Here is a 14748-nt window from a genome sequence, read left to right as displayed (position 1 = left end):
GTCGATCATCTTTGATGACTCGCTCGTCGTCACGGTGAGAGTTCCGAGGTGCACACCGGAACGCCGCCCGCCACGGGTTGTGCCCGCCGTTTCGCTCCCGGTTCGCATCTCGCCCTCTTTTCTCGGACGCGTGCCGGGGCGGGCGGGCCGAGCGGGCGGCCCGGTGGAGCCTGACACGTCTCGATCGCGTCCTGACCGCCACGTCCTATTTCGTGTCGTAATCCTACTTACGCCAAATTCGGAGTCAACCGTTTGACAGTGGAGTAGACCCGGCCCAGCCGGACCGGAGATCCATGGATCTCCACGCGGCCGTCCGCGGTCGCTCGGGAGGATCTCGGACATCGTCGGAGAGCGCTCGCGGGATCTTCACCGAGCGCCTGGCTTACCGCGTCCCGCAGGCGCATCTCACGGGCATCCGCCGCACGTCAGCGGGCGTCCGACGGCGGGCGGAGCCGTCCGGAAATGGACTTCCATCGCTTTTCGATGTTTCCGTCCGCAGTGTCAAGAATGGCTACGCCAGTTACCGGGTCACCTAATCGCGGTTTCCACCGCTAAGGCACGTCGGGCCGGTGCGCCGGAAAAGCGGGAATGGCCCGTCGGCCCTCGTCCGGCCGGCCCTCGTTTGGCTGGCGCCGGCTGGGATCTGCGCCGGCTGGTCCGGTGGCCACCGGACCAGCCGTGCCCGTGTCAGTAGGCGCGGGCCACGAGGCAGACGAGATCCTCGTCCCTGGTGTCCGCGGTCGGCAGGGCGCCGTCCGGCGTCTGCAGGCAGCGGACGGTCAGCGAGTCCTCGGCGAGCCGTGCCTCGCCGTCCTCACCCACCAGGTGCCAGGGCAGCCGGGCGAAGCCCGTCGCGGCGGCCTCGACCGCCTCGGCCAGCGAGGTGACGTCCGAGGTGCGTTCGTCGCGCAGCGCCAGGGCCTGCGCGTACAGGCTCGCCTGCACCTCGTCGAGCAGGACGGGGACGCGGCCGGCGGCCTCACCGAGCGGCACCGGGAACTTCTCGGCGGTGTCCCGGCGGGCCAGCGTGACGTTGCCGGCGGCCAGGTCGCGCGGCCCGACCTCGACCCGGACGGGGATGCCCTTGAGCTCGGCGTCGGTGACCCGGCGGCCGAACGACAGACCGGGGCGGGCGTCCAGCCTGGCCCGGACGCCGAGTGCGGTGAGCGCGTCGGTGATCTCGCGGGCCTTCGTGACCACGGCGTCGTCGTCGCGGACCGGGAGCACCACTACCTGGGTGGGCGCGAGCGCGGGCGGCACCCGCAGGCCGTTGTCGTCACCGTGAGCCATGATCAGGCCACCGATCATGCGGGTGGAGCTGCCCCAGGAGGTCGTCCACGCCAGGTGGCGGCCGCCGTCCGGCCCGAGGAAGTCGATGTCGAAGGCGCGGGCGAAGTTCTGGCCGAGCTCGTGGCTCGTCGCCATCTGCAGCGCCTTGCCGTCACCCATCATGCCTTCGCAGGTCATCGTGTTGATCGCGCCGGCGAAGCGCTCCTTGCGGGTCTTCGCCCCGACAAACACCGGCAGCGCGAGCACCGAGGTCATGAACTCCCGGTACACCTCGAGCGCGATCCGGCGGGCATAGGCCGCGGCGTCCGCGGCGTCCGCATGGGCGGTGTGCCCCTCCTGCCACAGGAACTCGCTGGTGCGCAGGAACAGCCGCGGGCGCAGCTCCCAGCGGACGACGTTCGCCCACTGGTTCAGCAGCAGCGGCAGATCCCGGTAGCTCTGCGTCCACTTGGCCATGTACTCGCCGATCACCGTCTCGCTGGTGGGACGGACGACGACCGGTTCGGCCAGCTCCTTGCCGCCACCGTGGGTGACGACGGCGAGCTCGGGGCTGAACCCCTCGACGTGCTCGGCCTCCCTGCGCAGGTAGCTCTCCGGGATGAACAACGGGAAGTAGGCGTTCACCGCGCCCGCGGCCTTGATCCGGGTGTCGACGTCGGCCTGCATCCGTTCCCACAGCGCGTAGCCGTAGGGCCGGATGACCATCGTGCCGCGCACGGGCCCGTTGTCGGCGAGCTCGGCCTTGTCGAGCACGTCCTGGTACCAACGCGGGAAGTCGGTGGAGCGGGGGGTGAGAACAGCCACGTCGTCCACGATATTGGTTCGGTACGACGGGCCGGCGGACACGGCCCGCCCAGGCGACCGCCACGGGCCCCGCGGACGCGTACGGGGCCCGGTTCCGGCCCCGGCTCCGAGACGGCCCGCCCCCCGAGACGGGCCGCACCGGACCCGGCCCGCCCGGCCCCGGTGTGCGCGGCCGGGGCCGGGCGGGCGGGTGGGTCACCAGCGCGTCACCGGCCGATGGGAAGGGGGCACCCACCGCTCGCGGAATGCGGCGGGCCCCGGCCGGGACAGCGTGCCGGCGACACCTCTGCCGCGCTGTCCGCTGCCGCGCCGTCCGCTGGTGAGCCGTCCGTCCGCGGCCGGCCGGCGGACGGCTCGGCGGACGGCTCAGTGGTGCGCGACGGCGTCCTCGGGATCCGGGCGTGGGACCTCGCGGAAGATGAGGGAGAGGTCCACGTCACCGTGGTGGCTGACGAGGGCGGCGGCGGGCGGGACCAGGATCATGGCGCTGGTCAGGTCGGCCGCCGTCGCGCCGGGGGCGAGGACCAGCTCGTGCTCCACCAGTAACCCGTTCCGGACCGTGACGACTTCCGCCAGCGACGGCGGTGGACCTCCGGATACGGGTCTGGGTTCCGGCATGAGTTCACCGGTGTCGACGGTGTTCATCGTGCATGCTGCCTTCCTGTTGCTGGCGGTCCACCGACTTCGGTGTCGCGGGCGGGATCGGAGACAGGTGTGTTCAGCGCGCGTTGGTCCCGCCGGCGGGACCTGGTCCCGGCTGTGGGGCTGACCGGTGGAGCTGGGGGTTCCGTCGGACAGCCGGTGCCGGCCGGGCCTGTTCGGCGGGCGGAGCGCGGTCGGCGGCACCCGGTGCTTGCGGTGACCGGCGACCGAACTCGACATGAACGATCGGCGACGCGATGGCGACGGCTGGCAGCGCCGTCGCCGAGCTCGCGGGAGTTCCGGGTGGTTCCCTGGCGAGTCCGGGTGAGACCGGAGGGGCGTCGTCGTCGCCGTGACGTGCGTTCGGGTCGAGCCTGAACCACCTCCTGACTCTGCGGTTATGAGGCAATGCTGTCAGCTACCGCTTGTTTGCTTTATAGCAAACGGCCGGCTGGCCGGGAAGGCAAGGGACGATCTCCGGTCAGAGTTGGACGTCTGGTGACGCGGGACGAAAGTCCGGTTCGTATGCGTAATCAGAAGTCCGAAATGGCGCGTTCGCAGTGTCTTGTAAGCGGTGTGCGCGACCTTGTGTCTGGGGGTGGTCTCGTCGGCGGGCCGCCACGGGGACCCACGCCGGCCTGCCGACGAGACGTCACGCGAGAGACCACGCGACCCGCGGCGCGCGATAGGCCCGCTCAGGGCGCGGCGGCTTCGAGAACAGCCTGGACCCGCGCGAGCGCGTCCGTTACGCCGGTGGCCACCTGGACCGACGTCGGTTGATCGCAGTGCCTCGGGTCGCCCGCCGGCGGCGTCGGCGCCCAGCTTCGCAGGCTCACGACGGGGACGCCCGTCCGCAACGCCAGGGCGACCTCGGACAGCGTGCCCCAGCCGTGTCCGACGGCCACCACCGCGGCGGCGGAACGGACCACGAGCGCGTTCCGTGCCTCCCCGAGACCGGTGGGAACGACGACGTCGATCCACGGGTTGGCCGTGGCCGGATCGTTGCCTGGAAGCAGGCCCAGGGTCCGCCCGCCGGCTGCCCGGGCGCCGCGCGAGGCCGCGGCCATCACGCCGCCGAGGCCGCCGGTCACGACGGTCAGCCCCAGCCTCGCCAGGCCCGCGCCCAGGCGCTCGGCGTCGGTTTCCTGCTCCGGTGTCGCCTCGCCCGGACCGATGACGGCAACCTGTCGCATGCGCTCACGACTCCGTTCCACCGCCGGTCATGGTGCCTCTGTGTGTAGCGTGCAACTACTGAAGGTAGCTAAATGGGTCGTGTGTGGGTTGTCGACTCGTGTCGAAACCCATGGCCGGGATGTGTTCCTGTTTGAGTGCGGTTCATGTCCGTCGATGTTCACCCTTCGTTCACTCGGCATCGCTTCGATTCTCGCCGGCACCCCGATCCGGGGGGCGGGACCAGATCCGCGCCGCGAGGCGCGAACCAGATGGACGAAGGATTGCTAGTGAACCTAGGCAAGCGTCAGATCGTCGCGGGCCTCGCCGCCGCGGCGCTGCTCTCTCTGGCCGCGTGTGGCTCGGACGACAACACCGACACCGCGGACGGGACCGCGCCCACGGCCTCCGCCGGCGCGATCGACTGCGCCAAGGGGTCGATCACCGGGTCGGGGTCCTCCGCGCAGAAGAACGCGATGGACGAGTGGGTCTCGGCCTACCAGGACGCCTGTGACGGCGCCACCATCAACTACCAGAGCACCGGCTCGTCGACTGGACGCCAGCAGTTCATCGACAAGCAGATCACCTTCGCGGGTTCCGACTCCGCGCTGAAGGACGACCAGAAGACCGCGGCGGACGCCCGCTGCACCGGCGGTGCGGCCGTCGACATCCCGATGGTCGTCGGGCCCATCGCGCTCATCTACAACCTCGACGGCGTCGACACGCTGAACCTCAGCGCGTCGAACATCGCGAAGATCTTCTCTGGTGCGATCACCAAGTGGAACGACCCGGCGATCGTCGCCGACAACGACGGCGCGAGCCTGCCGGACGCTCCGATCCAGTCGGTCCACCGCTCGGACGGCTCGGGCACGACGGACAACTTCACCAAGTTCCTCAAGGGCGCCGCGGCGTCCGACTGGACCTTCGAGGGCGGCTCCGACTGGACCGCGCCGGGTGGCCAGGGCGCCAAGGGCAGTGACGGTGTGACCTCGACCGTCAAGTCCACCCCGAACGCGATCGGCTACGTCGAGCTCTCCTACGCGGAGAACGCCAGCCTGTCGACCGCGCTGATCGGCAACGCCGCTGACGAGTTCGTCGAGGTGAGCACCGACGCCGCCTCGATCGGCATCAGCTCCGCCAAGGTCGCCGAGGGTGACGACCTCAAGCTCACCTTCGACTACACCACGGCGACCAAGGGTGCCTACCCGATCTACCTGGCCACCTACGAGATCGCCTGCACCGCTGGCACTCCCGCCGACCAGGCTCCGCTCCTCAAGAGCTTCCTGACCTACATCGCGTCCGCGGACGGCCAGGCCGCGATCACGGAGCTCGGCTACGCCCCGCTGCCGGACGAGATCGCCACGAAGGTCCGCGCCGTCATCGCCAAGATCGCCTGACGGATAGAGCTGGCTGACGGGCTGACCAGCATGTCCTTCCGCGGCCGGGGCACCGTCGCCCCGGCCGCGGAACCTGGTTTTCCGGGCGGTCGCCCCGGCTGCCGGTCGATCCGACCGGCAGCCGGGCCGGCCGCCCCCTGAGGGAGGAAGAGTCGAGGTAGGTACGGATGACGACTGAGCCGGGTAGCCCGGCCGACGCCGGGTCTCGGGGGACCGGTTCACCGACCACCCCGGAGGCGGCCACCACACCAGCGGCGGAGGCCGCGCCGACGAGCACCACGTCGACGGACATCACAGCGGCGGGCGCGACGCCGCCGGGCACAACGCCGCCGGGCACAACGCCGCCGGAACTCGTGCCACCGGACATCACACCGCCGGCGGACGCCAAGCCGAAGGTCGGCCTGGCCGACGTCGTGTTCAAGAACCTGACCAGGACGGCGGGCGTCAGCCTGCTCGTGCTCATCGCGCTGATCGCGATCTTCCTGGTGCTGCGGGCCACCGACGCCCTGAGCGCGAACACCGGGAACTTCCTCACCACGGAGGAATGGCGGGCCAACGCCGACCCGCCCGTCTTCGGTGTCGCCGCCCTCCTGTTCGGAACTCTGGTCTCCGCCGTGGGGGCGCTGGTCATCGCGGTTCCGGTCGCGGTCGGCATCGCGCTTTTCATCACGATTTACGCGCCTCGCCGGCTGGCCTCCGGGCTCGGTTTCATCGTCGACCTGCTCGCGGCCGTGCCGAGCGTCATCTACGGTCTCTGGGGCCTGATCGTCCTCGCTCCGCACTTCAACGGGACGCAGTCCTGGCTGGCCGACTACTTCGGCTGGATCCCGCTTTTCAACATCGATGACAGCACGGTCGGACGTTCGATGTTCCTGGCCAGCGTGGTGCTGGCAATCATGATTCTCCCGATCGTGGCGGCGATATCCCGGGAGGTCTTCTCCCAGGTGCCCATCACTCATCGTGAGGCTGCTCTCGCGCTCGGCGCCACCCGCTGGGAGATGATCCGGACGGCGGTCATTCCCTACGGCAAGCCGGGTGTGATCAGCGCTTCCATGCTGGGTCTCGGCCGGGCGATGGGCGAGACGATCGCGGTCGCCCTCGTCCTGCCGGCCTCCTTCAACATCTCCTGGAACATCCTCACTCCCGCCGGAAACACGATCGCCGCGAACGTGGCGAACGGCTTCGGTGAGGCAAACGACATCGGAAAGGGCGCTCTCATCGCGTCCGGTCTCGTTCTCTTCGTCGTCACGATGGTGGTCAACATGATTGCTCGAGCCGTCATCGCGCGGCGTGCCGAGTTCTCGGGACGCGCGGCATGAGCACCGCGACGACGACGGCGCCGACGGCTCCGGTCGGTGACGGTTCGCTGAACCTGCGCGGGCAGACGCTCGGTCGGCCGGTACTTGGTGCCATCGCTGCGGGAGCGGTCGTGCTGACCCTCCTGCTCTACCTGGTGACCTCCATCCACAGCCGGATCCAGTTCGTCCTCATCGCGCTGATCCTGTTCGGCATCGGGCAGACGATCGCGTCGGTCATGGTGGAGGGGTCACGGCGGGCGCGGGACCGGCTCGTCACCTCGGCCGTGTTCGGCTCGTTCCTCCTCGCGCTCATCCCGCTGCTGGCGATCATCATCAGTGTCGTGACGCGGGGCGCGGAGCGGCTGGACGGGAACTTCCTCACGCATTCGATGCGCAGCATCAATGCCCGGGAGGCCGGCGGCGGCGTCTACCACGCGATCATCGGGACCCTCGAGCAGGTCGGGCTGGCGAGCGTCATGGCGGTGCCGTTCGGGCTGCTGGTCGCCATCTACCTGGTCGAGTACGGAACCGGCCGGATCAGCCGCGTGATCAGCTTCTTCGTGGACGTCCTGACCGGCCTCCCGTCGATCATCGCCGGTCTGTTCGTGCTGGGCTTCTGGATTCTCGCGCTGGGGCAGAGCTTCTCCGGTTTCGCCGGTGCCCTCGCCCTGACGATCCTCATGATTCCGGTGGTCGTGCGCTCCGCCGAGGAGATGCTGAAACTCGTTCCCGACGAGCTGCGCGAGGCGAGCTATGCGCTCGGTGTCGCCCGGTGGCGGACGATTCTGAAGGTGGTGCTCCCGACCGCGCTGCCGGGAATCGTCACCGGCGTCATGCTGGCCGTCGCCCGGGTCGCCGGCGAGACGGCGCCGCTGCTGCTGACCGTCTTCGGCGCGAACTCGATCAACTTCAACCCGTTCTCCGGTGAACAGTCGGCCCTTCCGCTGTACATCTACTCACAGGCCGGACAGCCGCAGCAGGTCGCGATCGACAGAGCCTGGGCCGCGGCGCTCACGTTGATTATCATCATCATGCTGCTCAATCTGCTCGCTCGGCTCGTGGCGCGCCGGGCGACGATCAAGTAGCCCGTGGTGGCCGTCGTCGTCCGCCCAGGACGCCAGTCGGCAGTCCGGGTACTGCCTTCTTCCACGAACCGACCGACCGCACAAACACCTGAGTCGAGGTAGCAATGGCCACCCGTATCGACATCTCCGGGCTGACCGCCTACTACGGGAAGTTCAAGGCCGTAGCCGACGTGAACCTGACGATCGAGCCCAAGACCGTGACGGCCTTCATCGGCCCGTCCGGCTGCGGGAAGTCGACCGTCCTGCGGACGCTCAACCGGATGCACGAGGTCCTCCCCGGAGCCAGGGTCGAGGGCAGGGTCCTGCTCGACGGGGAGGACCTGTACGGCCCCGGGGTCGACCCGGTGAACGTCCGCCGCAACGTCGGCATGGTCTTCCAGCGGCCCAACCCGTTCCCCACGATGTCGATCTACGAGAACGTCATCGCCGGGCTGAAGCTGAACGGCATCCGCAAGAAGGCACTGCTCGACGAGCGGGTCGAGGAGTCGCTGCGCGGCGCCAACCTGTGGGACGAGGTCAAGGACCGGCTCAACCGGCCCGGCGCCGGGCTGTCCGGAGGCCAGCAGCAGCGACTGTGCATCGCCCGCGCGATCGCCGTCGAGCCGCAGGTGCTGCTCATGGACGAGCCGTGCTCCGCGCTCGACCCGATCTCCACCCTCGCGATCGAGGACCTGATCCAGAAGCTCCGGTCCAGCTACACGATCGTCATCGTCACGCACAACATGCAGCAGGCGTCCCGCGTGAGCGAGACGACGGCCTTCTTCTCCCTGGAGAAGACCGGCGACCCGGGACGGCTGGTGGAATGCGACCGCACCTCGCAGATCTTCAGCAACCCGAAGGAGAAGCGCACCGAGGACTACGTCTCCGGGCGGTTCGGCTGAGATCTCCCGACGTGTGGCCGACGGCCAGCGGCGGGGGCGACGGTGCGGTCGCCTCCGCCGCGCCAGATCACGGGCAGCCCTCGCCCTCGCTGCTCATCGCCGACGACGAGGCGAACGACGAACTGCTACCGGCATTGCGCGGCCGGGGCGTGGAGGTCAGCGTCGTCACCGACGGCGCCCAGGCCCTCGTCGAGATCGGTCGGCTCGACCCGTCGGCCGTGCTGATCAGCGCACGGCTGCCGGTGGTGGACGGCGTCACCGTGATCCGCACGGTCCGCTCGGTGGCGGGCCGGGACACCACGCCCATCCTGTTCGCGGTCGGCCCCGGTGACCGGGAACAGGCCGCGGCGGCGCTCGAGGCCGGGGCGAGCGCCTGCGTGGGCAAGCCGTACCGCCTGCACGAGGTGCTGGCGATGGTCGGTGCCGTCGGCGGCCTGGCGGCCGTCACGGCCGACCTGGACGGCTCGGGCGGTCTGAGCGGTTCAGGCACCCGGATGACGCCGGCCGCGGGCCGCGCCGGCTCGTCCGGAGGCCCGGAGGGCGCCGGCGGCTTCGGCGGGCTCCTCACCGCCGGCGGCACGGGCCGGCCAGGGTTGGCCGGCGTGTTGGCGGTCCCCGCGGCATCGAGCGTGCTGCGCTCCGGGCCGGTCGTTCTCGACGTCGACGCGCACGAGGTCACCGTGGACGGCCGCGCCGTCCACATGCCGCCACGGGAGTTCCGGCTGCTGCACCTGCTGCTCGGGCACGCCGGGCGGGTCGTCACCAGGGAGACCCTGCTCACCGAGGTCTGGGGCTCGGCCGACACCGACCCGAACACGCTGGCGGTGCACGTGCGCCGCCTGCGCCGCCGCCTCGGGGACTCCATCTCCGGCGCGGCCGACGGCGCCGCCGCGCAGCGACACGACTCCGCCGACGCTCCCGGCGTGTCGTCGCGCCCGGTTGTGACTTCCCGTGGCCTCATCGACGTTCATCCGCCGCTCATCGAGAGCATCCGCGGGATCGGATATCGCTTTCGGGCTCCCGCTCCGCGCCCGACCTGATTTCGGGGCGGACCATTTCACGGCACTTCCGTGCCGCCGAAGTGCCGTGAAATGGTCCGCGGAATGCGAAAGAGGGCTGCGGCGTCCGGGCGGGAGGCCCGGGGCGTCAGTGTGGAAGGGCGTAGACGCCCGGCGCCGTCCGGCTGACCAGGCCGTCCGTGAGGAGCCCGGCGAGCGCCCGGTCGCGCTGGACGGGCTCGTCCCACACCGCGTCGAGGTCGGCCTGCTCGACCGGCCCGGTCGCCTCCCGGAGCACGGCCAGCAGACGGCCGCGCACCTGGCGGTCGGTCCCGGCGTAGCCCTGCGGGCGCCGGGCCGGGCCCTCGAAGGGCGGGCTGCCGGCCGTCAGCCACGCGCACCCGTCCCGGACGGGGCACGCGGCGCAGCGGGGCGCCCGGGCCACGCAGACCAGCGCGCCCAGCTCCATGAACGCCGCGCTCGCCCGCGCCGCGGTCTCCGGGTCCGCCGGCAGCAGGTCGGCGACCAGCGCGAGGTCGCGCCGGGAGACCGACGTCGGTCCCTCGGCGACCCCCTCGACAGCCCGGGCGACCAGGCGGCGGACGTTCACGTCGATCACGGCGTGGCGCTGCCGGAAGGCGAACGCCGCCACGGCCCTGGCCGTGTAGCTCCCGACACCGGGCAGTGCCAGCAGGTCGTCAAGCTCGTCCGGGACGGTGCCGCCGTGCCGTTCCAGCATCGCGGTGGCGGCCTGGTGCAGTCGCAGAGCCCGGCGGGGGTAGCCGAGGCGCCCCCACGCCCGCACGGCCTCACCGGAGGGCTCCGCGGCGAGGTCGGCCGGTGTCGGCCAGCGGCTGAGCCACTCCGCCCAGACCGGCAGGACCCGGTTGACCGGCGTCTGCTGCAACATGATCTCGCTGACGAGGACGCCCCACGGCGTCGTCTCGGGCCGCCGCCAGGGCAGGTCGCGGGCACAGACCGCGAACCACTCCAGCACCTCGTCAGCCATTCGCACGGATGTCATCGCGGGAATCGTCTCAAGCCCCGGCACACCGCCCACCGCCGGCCCTCAGCCCGCCCGCGGCCGCCTCCCGCCACCGCACCGCCTACCGCGGCGCTCTCAGACGTAGCGTTCGAGGATGCTCGACTCCGCGAGCCGGGAGAGCCCCTCACGGACCGCGCGGGCGCGGGTCTCACCGACGCCGTCAACCGCCTGGAGGTCGTCGACCCCGGCGGCGAGCAGCTTCTGCAGGGTGCTGAAGTGGTCGACGAGGCGGTCCACCACCATCCGCGGCAGGCGCGGGACCTTGGCCAGCATCCGGTAGCCGCGCGGGCTGATCTGGCGGTCGAGGATGTCCGCCCCGCCGGAGAAGCCGATCACCCGGGCGATGACGGTCAGGTCGAGCAGGTCCGTCGGTGACATCGCGGACAGCTCGGCGAGCACCTGGGCGGCGTTGCCCGCCCGCGAGCCGACCGGCAGGTAGTCGCGCACGGTGAGCTCGCGCTCGGTCTCGACGCCGGCCATCAGCTCCTCGGGCTGCAGCGACAGCAGCCGGCCGTCCGTCCCGAGCTCGACGACGTAGCTCTCGATCTCGTCGGCGATCCGCCGGACCATCTCCAGCCGCTGGCTCACCGAGATCGCGTCACGGACGGTGACCAGATCCTCGATCTCCAGCGCCGAGAGGGTGCCGGCGACCTCGTCGAGGCGCAGCTTGTAGCGTTCGAGCGTGGCCAGCGCCTGGTTGGCGCGGGAGAGGATGGCCGCGGCGCCGTCGAGCACGTACCGCCGCCCCGCCACGTACAGAGCGATGATGTGCATCGACTGGCTGACCGAGATCACGGGGAAGCCGGTCTGCTTCGCGACCCGCTCCGCGGTGCGGTGCCGGGTGCCGGACTCCTCGGTCGGGACCGTCGGATCCGGGACGAGGTGCACGGCGGACCGCACGATCCGCGCGAGGTCGGAGGAGAGCACGATCGCGCCGTCCATCTTCGCCAGCTCGCGCAGGCGGGTGGCCGAGAACTCCACGTCGAGCTCGAATCCGCCGGTGCACAGGCCCTCGACGACCTTGTCGTGGCCGAGCACTATGAGCGCTCCGGTGTGCCCACGCAGGATGCGCTCGAGACCGTCACGGAACGGGGTACCGGGCGCGACCGCGGCGAGTGTCGCCCGGAAGATGTCATCCCCGGGTGGTCCTGCCATCAGGCTCCCTCGTTGTTCTTCGACGTCCTGTGCGTCGAACGCCCCCACCGTGTCGTGCCCGTCGCCGTAATGGTATCGGTAAGTCGCATGCGGATCAGTGTGGGCTCACAGCGGCCTCACCATATCCGGCAATCACCAAAGCAGGTTCATTCGTCGTACATGTGCGCAATGGCCGCGATAAGGTCCGGTACTTCCTGGACGGTCAACCCTTCCGGCGCCTCTCCGGACCCGGTCGGCACGAGCGCCCGGCGGAAGCCCAATCGGGCCGCCGCGGCGAGCCGCGTACGCACCGCGCCCACCGAACGCACCTCGCCCGCCAGGCCCACCTCGCCGATCGCCACCAGATCACCGGGCAGCGGCCGGTCGCGGGCGGCGCTCACCGTGGCCAGCGCCACCGCCAGATCCGCCGCCGGCTCGGCGAGCCGAACCCCGCCGACCGTCGCCGTGTAGACGTCCGCGCGGCCGAACCGGACCCGCGCCCGCCGCTCGACGACGGCGAGGATCATCGCCACCCGGGCGGCGTCCAGCCCCGACACCGCGCGGCGCGGCACCTGCGCCGACGCCTCCGCCACCAGTGCCTGCACCTCGGCGACCAGCGGACGCCGGCCCTCCACCGTCACCGTGACGCAGGTGCCGGGTACGGCCGCCGGCCCGGCGCCGCCGGACCGCGACAGGAACAGCCCGCTGGGATCGGCGACCTCGCGGATGCCCGAGTCGTGCATCTCGAAGCAGCCCACCTCGTCCGCCGGGCCGTAGCGGTTCTTGCCGGCCCGGAGGAGACGCAGCGTCGAGTGCCGTTCGCCCTCGAAGTGCACGACGACGTCCACCAGGTGCTCGAGCAGCCGCGGCCCGGCCACGGCGCCCTCCTTCGTCACGTGGCCGACCAGCACGGTCGCCAGGCCCAGCGCCTTGGCGGTGCGGATCAGGGCGCCGGTCACCTCGCGCACCTGCGTCACCCCGCCGGCCGACCCGTCGAAGCCGGAGGAGGAGATGGTCTGCACCGAATCGACGACCAGCAGGGCCGGCTGGACCTGCTCGACATGGGTGAGCACTGCGCCAAGATCGGTCTCGGCCGCCAGCCAGAGATCGGGATGCAGCGCGCCCGTCCGCCCGGCGCGCAGGCGGACCTGGGCGGCGGACTCCTCCCCGGTGATGATGAGCGAGCGCGACCCGGTGGCCGCGCTGCGGGCGGCGACCTCCAACAGCAGGGTCGACTTGCCCACACCCGGCTCCCCGGCGAGCAGGATCACCGCCCCGGGGACGATCCCGCCGCCGAGCACGCGATCAAGCTCACCGATGCCGGTGGGCCGCGAGCGGGCGGTCGTCACGTCGACCGCCGTGACCGGGGTGGCCGGCGCCGTCACCGGGGCCGCGGCCCCGATGCGACCGGTGCCACCCAGCCCACCCGAGAACCCGCCGGCCCGGCGGGGGGCGGGTGCCTGCGCCTCGAGGGTGCCCCAGGCCTGGCAACGTGGGCACCGGCCGGCCCACCGAACGGCCTCGGCCTCGCAGGCCGAGCACCGGAAACCACCCGCGGGGTTGCGGGAACCCGCGCCCGCCCGCGAGGAGGCACGCCCTGCGCCCGCACCGGACCGCGCCGCGGGACCTGTAGACGACATGGCGGCCACCGTAGCCGGTAGGTCCGACAATCAGGGCGAGCTCCCACCTCCAGCAGGGCGGGCTCCCACCTCCGGGCACTACTGAGGAGCCCCTCAGGGCACCGGCGAGGAGCTGCTCGGCACCAGAGCGCGGGCCTGATCCCCGAAGCCGGGCCCAGCGGCTGAACCGCGGCCTGGCGGCCGAAACGGGACCTGCTCACAGAAGTGTGGCGGGTCAGTAAGTCCATGGACTTACTGACCCGCCACACTTCGTGCAGATCAAGGGAAGACGGCGGGCGGACGGTCGTCGGGGCCCGGCAGCCTGCCTGGCCCCGACCCGGCGACCTGCCCCGGCCGCCGGCCGCGGGTGGGTCAGGCCGTCGGGTCGGTGGGGGCGCCAGCGGGGGCGGGGCTCTCCGCGGGGGCGCCGGGCTCGGTCGTCGTGCCGCCGACCGCCGGTGCGCCGCTTTCGGCTGGCGCGCCGCTGGACGGCGTGGCGGTGCCGGACGGGGACGCCGAGGTCTCCGCGGGCGCCGTCGGGGCCACCGGGCCACCGGAGGCCCCGGGGGCCGGGGCCTCGACCGGCACGTCGAGGGTGACGCTGCCCGCCTTCGCGAATGTGAAGGTGACGGGCACCTCGTCGCCGATGGCCAGCGTCTCGTTCAGGCCGGTCAGCGTGGGCGCCGAGCCGTTCGCGATGTAGATGTTGCCCGCACCGGGACGGATGATCGAGGGCTTGGGCGCCGTGCCACTACTGGCGGCGGGGGAGGAAATCCCGATCAGGCTGTCCTCCTCCGCTCCACCGTTGAACACGGCGGAGATGACCTGCGCCGACCCGCCCTCGTTCGCCGGGCCCGCGACGTAGACATTTCGCAGGGTGACCGACCCAACGGCTCCGCTCACCGAGTTGGTCGTGGTGCGGGCGGAGTTGGTGAGGGCGTCGGTGCCGGACGCGCATCCGCTCAGCGCGGCCGCGGCGACGGCGGCCGCGGCGACGGATGTCGCCAGGGCGGCCCGCGCGCGGACCCGGCCGCGGCGGGCGGTTCTCGGGCCGCCGCCGACTTCCGGGGCGTGGCCCGGACCACCGGTTTCGGCGGCTTCGACGTGCGGCGTCCCATGGATGGTGGACGTCGCGGAACGAGCACCCAGACGGCGGCTCACGGCTCGGTGGCTCCTCCTGCGCAGGGACCGGCGCGCCTGGCGCGTCGGTGCCGATCGGTCGTGACCGGTCAGGTGGCCGTTGCGGGGGCCCGCAGCGGCCGGCGCGCACCGGTGCGGGCCGTCGCGACGTTCCAGTCGGTGGATCGCCGCGTGGCGCACCGGGAGCGCACCCGGTCACCCGCGTCCCAGGTCGGAGCCGCGGGTGCGGGGCTAAGACTAGCCAT

General features: G+C 71.6%; 12 protein-coding genes. 5 read left to right on the top strand and 7 right to left on the bottom strand.

Features of this window, described 5'->3' with window-relative positions:
* Positions 1-687: 687 nt before the first annotated feature.
* The 3 genes from proS to AC559T_RS22580 form a co-directional block, all read right to left on the bottom strand.
* Positions 688-2094, bottom strand: coding sequence for a proline--tRNA ligase (gene proS, locus AC559T_RS22590; protein ID WP_112109259.1), 1407 nt, complete (start codon positions 2092-2094; stop codon positions 688-690).
* A gap of 366 nt (positions 2095-2460) precedes the next feature.
* On the bottom strand, positions 2461-2739 hold the full coding sequence (locus AC559T_RS22585; protein WP_071065785.1) for a hypothetical protein: 279 nt from the start codon (positions 2737-2739) through the stop codon (positions 2461-2463).
* A gap of 692 nt (positions 2740-3431) precedes the next feature.
* A complete protein-coding gene (locus AC559T_RS22580) occupies positions 3432-3929 on the bottom strand; it encodes a TIGR00725 family protein (protein WP_498870021.1) in 498 nt (165 codons plus the stop codon).
* Between the two features lie 267 nt (positions 3930-4196).
* Between AC559T_RS22580 and pstS the strand changes: the two genes are divergently transcribed.
* The 5 genes from pstS to AC559T_RS22555 all read left to right on the top strand — a co-directional run bounded on the left by pstS (position 4197) and on the right by AC559T_RS22555 (position 9607).
* Positions 4197-5303 carry a phosphate ABC transporter substrate-binding protein PstS gene (pstS, locus tag AC559T_RS22575; protein WP_498870020.1) on the top strand — a complete coding sequence of 369 codons (1107 nt, stop codon included), beginning with the start codon at positions 4197-4199 and terminating at the stop codon, positions 5301-5303.
* Positions 5304-5470: 167 nt separating this feature from the next.
* On the top strand, positions 5471-6622 hold the full coding sequence (gene pstC, locus AC559T_RS22570; protein WP_498870019.1) for a phosphate ABC transporter permease subunit PstC: 1152 nt from the start codon (positions 5471-5473) through the stop codon (positions 6620-6622).
* On the top strand, positions 6619-7686 hold the full coding sequence (gene pstA / locus AC559T_RS22565) for a phosphate ABC transporter permease PstA (protein WP_112108601.1): 1068 nt from the start codon (positions 6619-6621) through the stop codon (positions 7684-7686). Before pstC ends, pstA begins: the two co-directional genes overlap by 4 nt.
* Positions 7687-7790: 104 nt before the next feature.
* Complete coding sequence (gene pstB, locus AC559T_RS22560; protein ID WP_131626491.1) at positions 7791-8567, top strand: phosphate ABC transporter ATP-binding protein PstB; 777 nt, start codon at positions 7791-7793, stop codon at positions 8565-8567.
* 11 nt (positions 8568-8578) lie between these two features.
* Entirely contained in the window at positions 8579-9607 is a 1029-nt protein-coding gene (locus AC559T_RS22555) for a winged helix-turn-helix domain-containing protein (protein ID WP_498870018.1), read from the top strand.
* A 106-nt stretch (positions 9608-9713) separates the two neighbouring features.
* Here the strand turns inward: AC559T_RS22555 and AC559T_RS22550 are convergent, their stop codons facing one another.
* From AC559T_RS22550 to AC559T_RS22535, 4 genes are all read right to left on the bottom strand, one after another.
* A complete protein-coding gene (locus AC559T_RS22550; RefSeq protein ID WP_498870017.1) occupies positions 9714-10589 on the bottom strand; it encodes an HhH-GPD family protein in 876 nt (291 codons plus the stop codon).
* Between the two features lie 96 nt (positions 10590-10685).
* Positions 10686-11765: a DNA integrity scanning diadenylate cyclase DisA gene (disA, locus tag AC559T_RS22545; protein WP_498870016.1), complete on the bottom strand. Its 1080-nt coding sequence runs from the start codon at positions 11763-11765 to the stop codon at positions 10686-10688.
* 146 nt (positions 11766-11911) lie between these two features.
* Positions 11912-13384, bottom strand: coding sequence for a DNA repair protein RadA (gene radA, locus AC559T_RS22540; protein ID WP_200835460.1), 1473 nt, complete (start codon positions 13382-13384; stop codon positions 11912-11914).
* 351 nt (positions 13385-13735) lie between these two features.
* Entirely contained in the window at positions 13736-14524 is a 789-nt protein-coding gene (locus AC559T_RS22535) for a copper chaperone PCu(A)C domain-containing protein (protein ID WP_498870015.1), read from the bottom strand.
* Between the last annotated feature and the right edge of the window lie 224 nt (positions 14525-14748).

The organism is Frankia sp. Hr75.2 (genome assembly GCF_949319125.1).
GTDB classification, from domain to species: domain Bacteria; phylum Actinomycetota; class Actinomycetes; order Frankiales; family Frankiaceae; genus Parafrankia; species Parafrankia soli.
The sequence above is the reverse complement of the archived record's forward strand: the minus strand, read 5'-3'. Positions and strand labels throughout refer to the sequence as shown.

Excerpts from the sequence above, each read along its gene's own strand:
- AC559T_RS22585 (WP_071065785.1), bottom strand. The coding sequence starts at position 2,739 with ATGAACACCGTCGACACCGGTGAACTCATGCCGGAACCCAGACCCGTA.
- AC559T_RS22580 (WP_498870021.1), bottom strand. The coding sequence starts at position 3,929 with ATGCGACAGGTTGCCGTCATCGGTCCGGGCGAGGCGACACCGGAGCAG.
- pstC (WP_498870019.1), top strand. The coding sequence starts at position 5,471 with ATGACGACTGAGCCGGGTAGCCCGGCCGACGCCGGGTCTCGGGGGACC.
- pstA (WP_112108601.1), top strand. The coding sequence starts at position 6,619 with ATGAGCACCGCGACGACGACGGCGCCGACGGCTCCGGTCGGTGACGGT.
- pstB (WP_131626491.1), top strand. The coding sequence starts at position 7,791 with ATGGCCACCCGTATCGACATCTCCGGGCTGACCGCCTACTACGGGAAG.
- AC559T_RS22550 (WP_498870017.1), bottom strand. The coding sequence starts at position 10,589 with ATGACATCCGTGCGAATGGCTGACGAGGTGCTGGAGTGGTTCGCGGTC.
- disA (WP_498870016.1), bottom strand. The coding sequence starts at position 11,765 with ATGGCAGGACCACCCGGGGATGACATCTTCCGGGCGACACTCGCCGCG.
- radA (WP_200835460.1), bottom strand. The coding sequence starts at position 13,384 with ATGTCGTCTACAGGTCCCGCGGCGCGGTCCGGTGCGGGCGCAGGGCGT.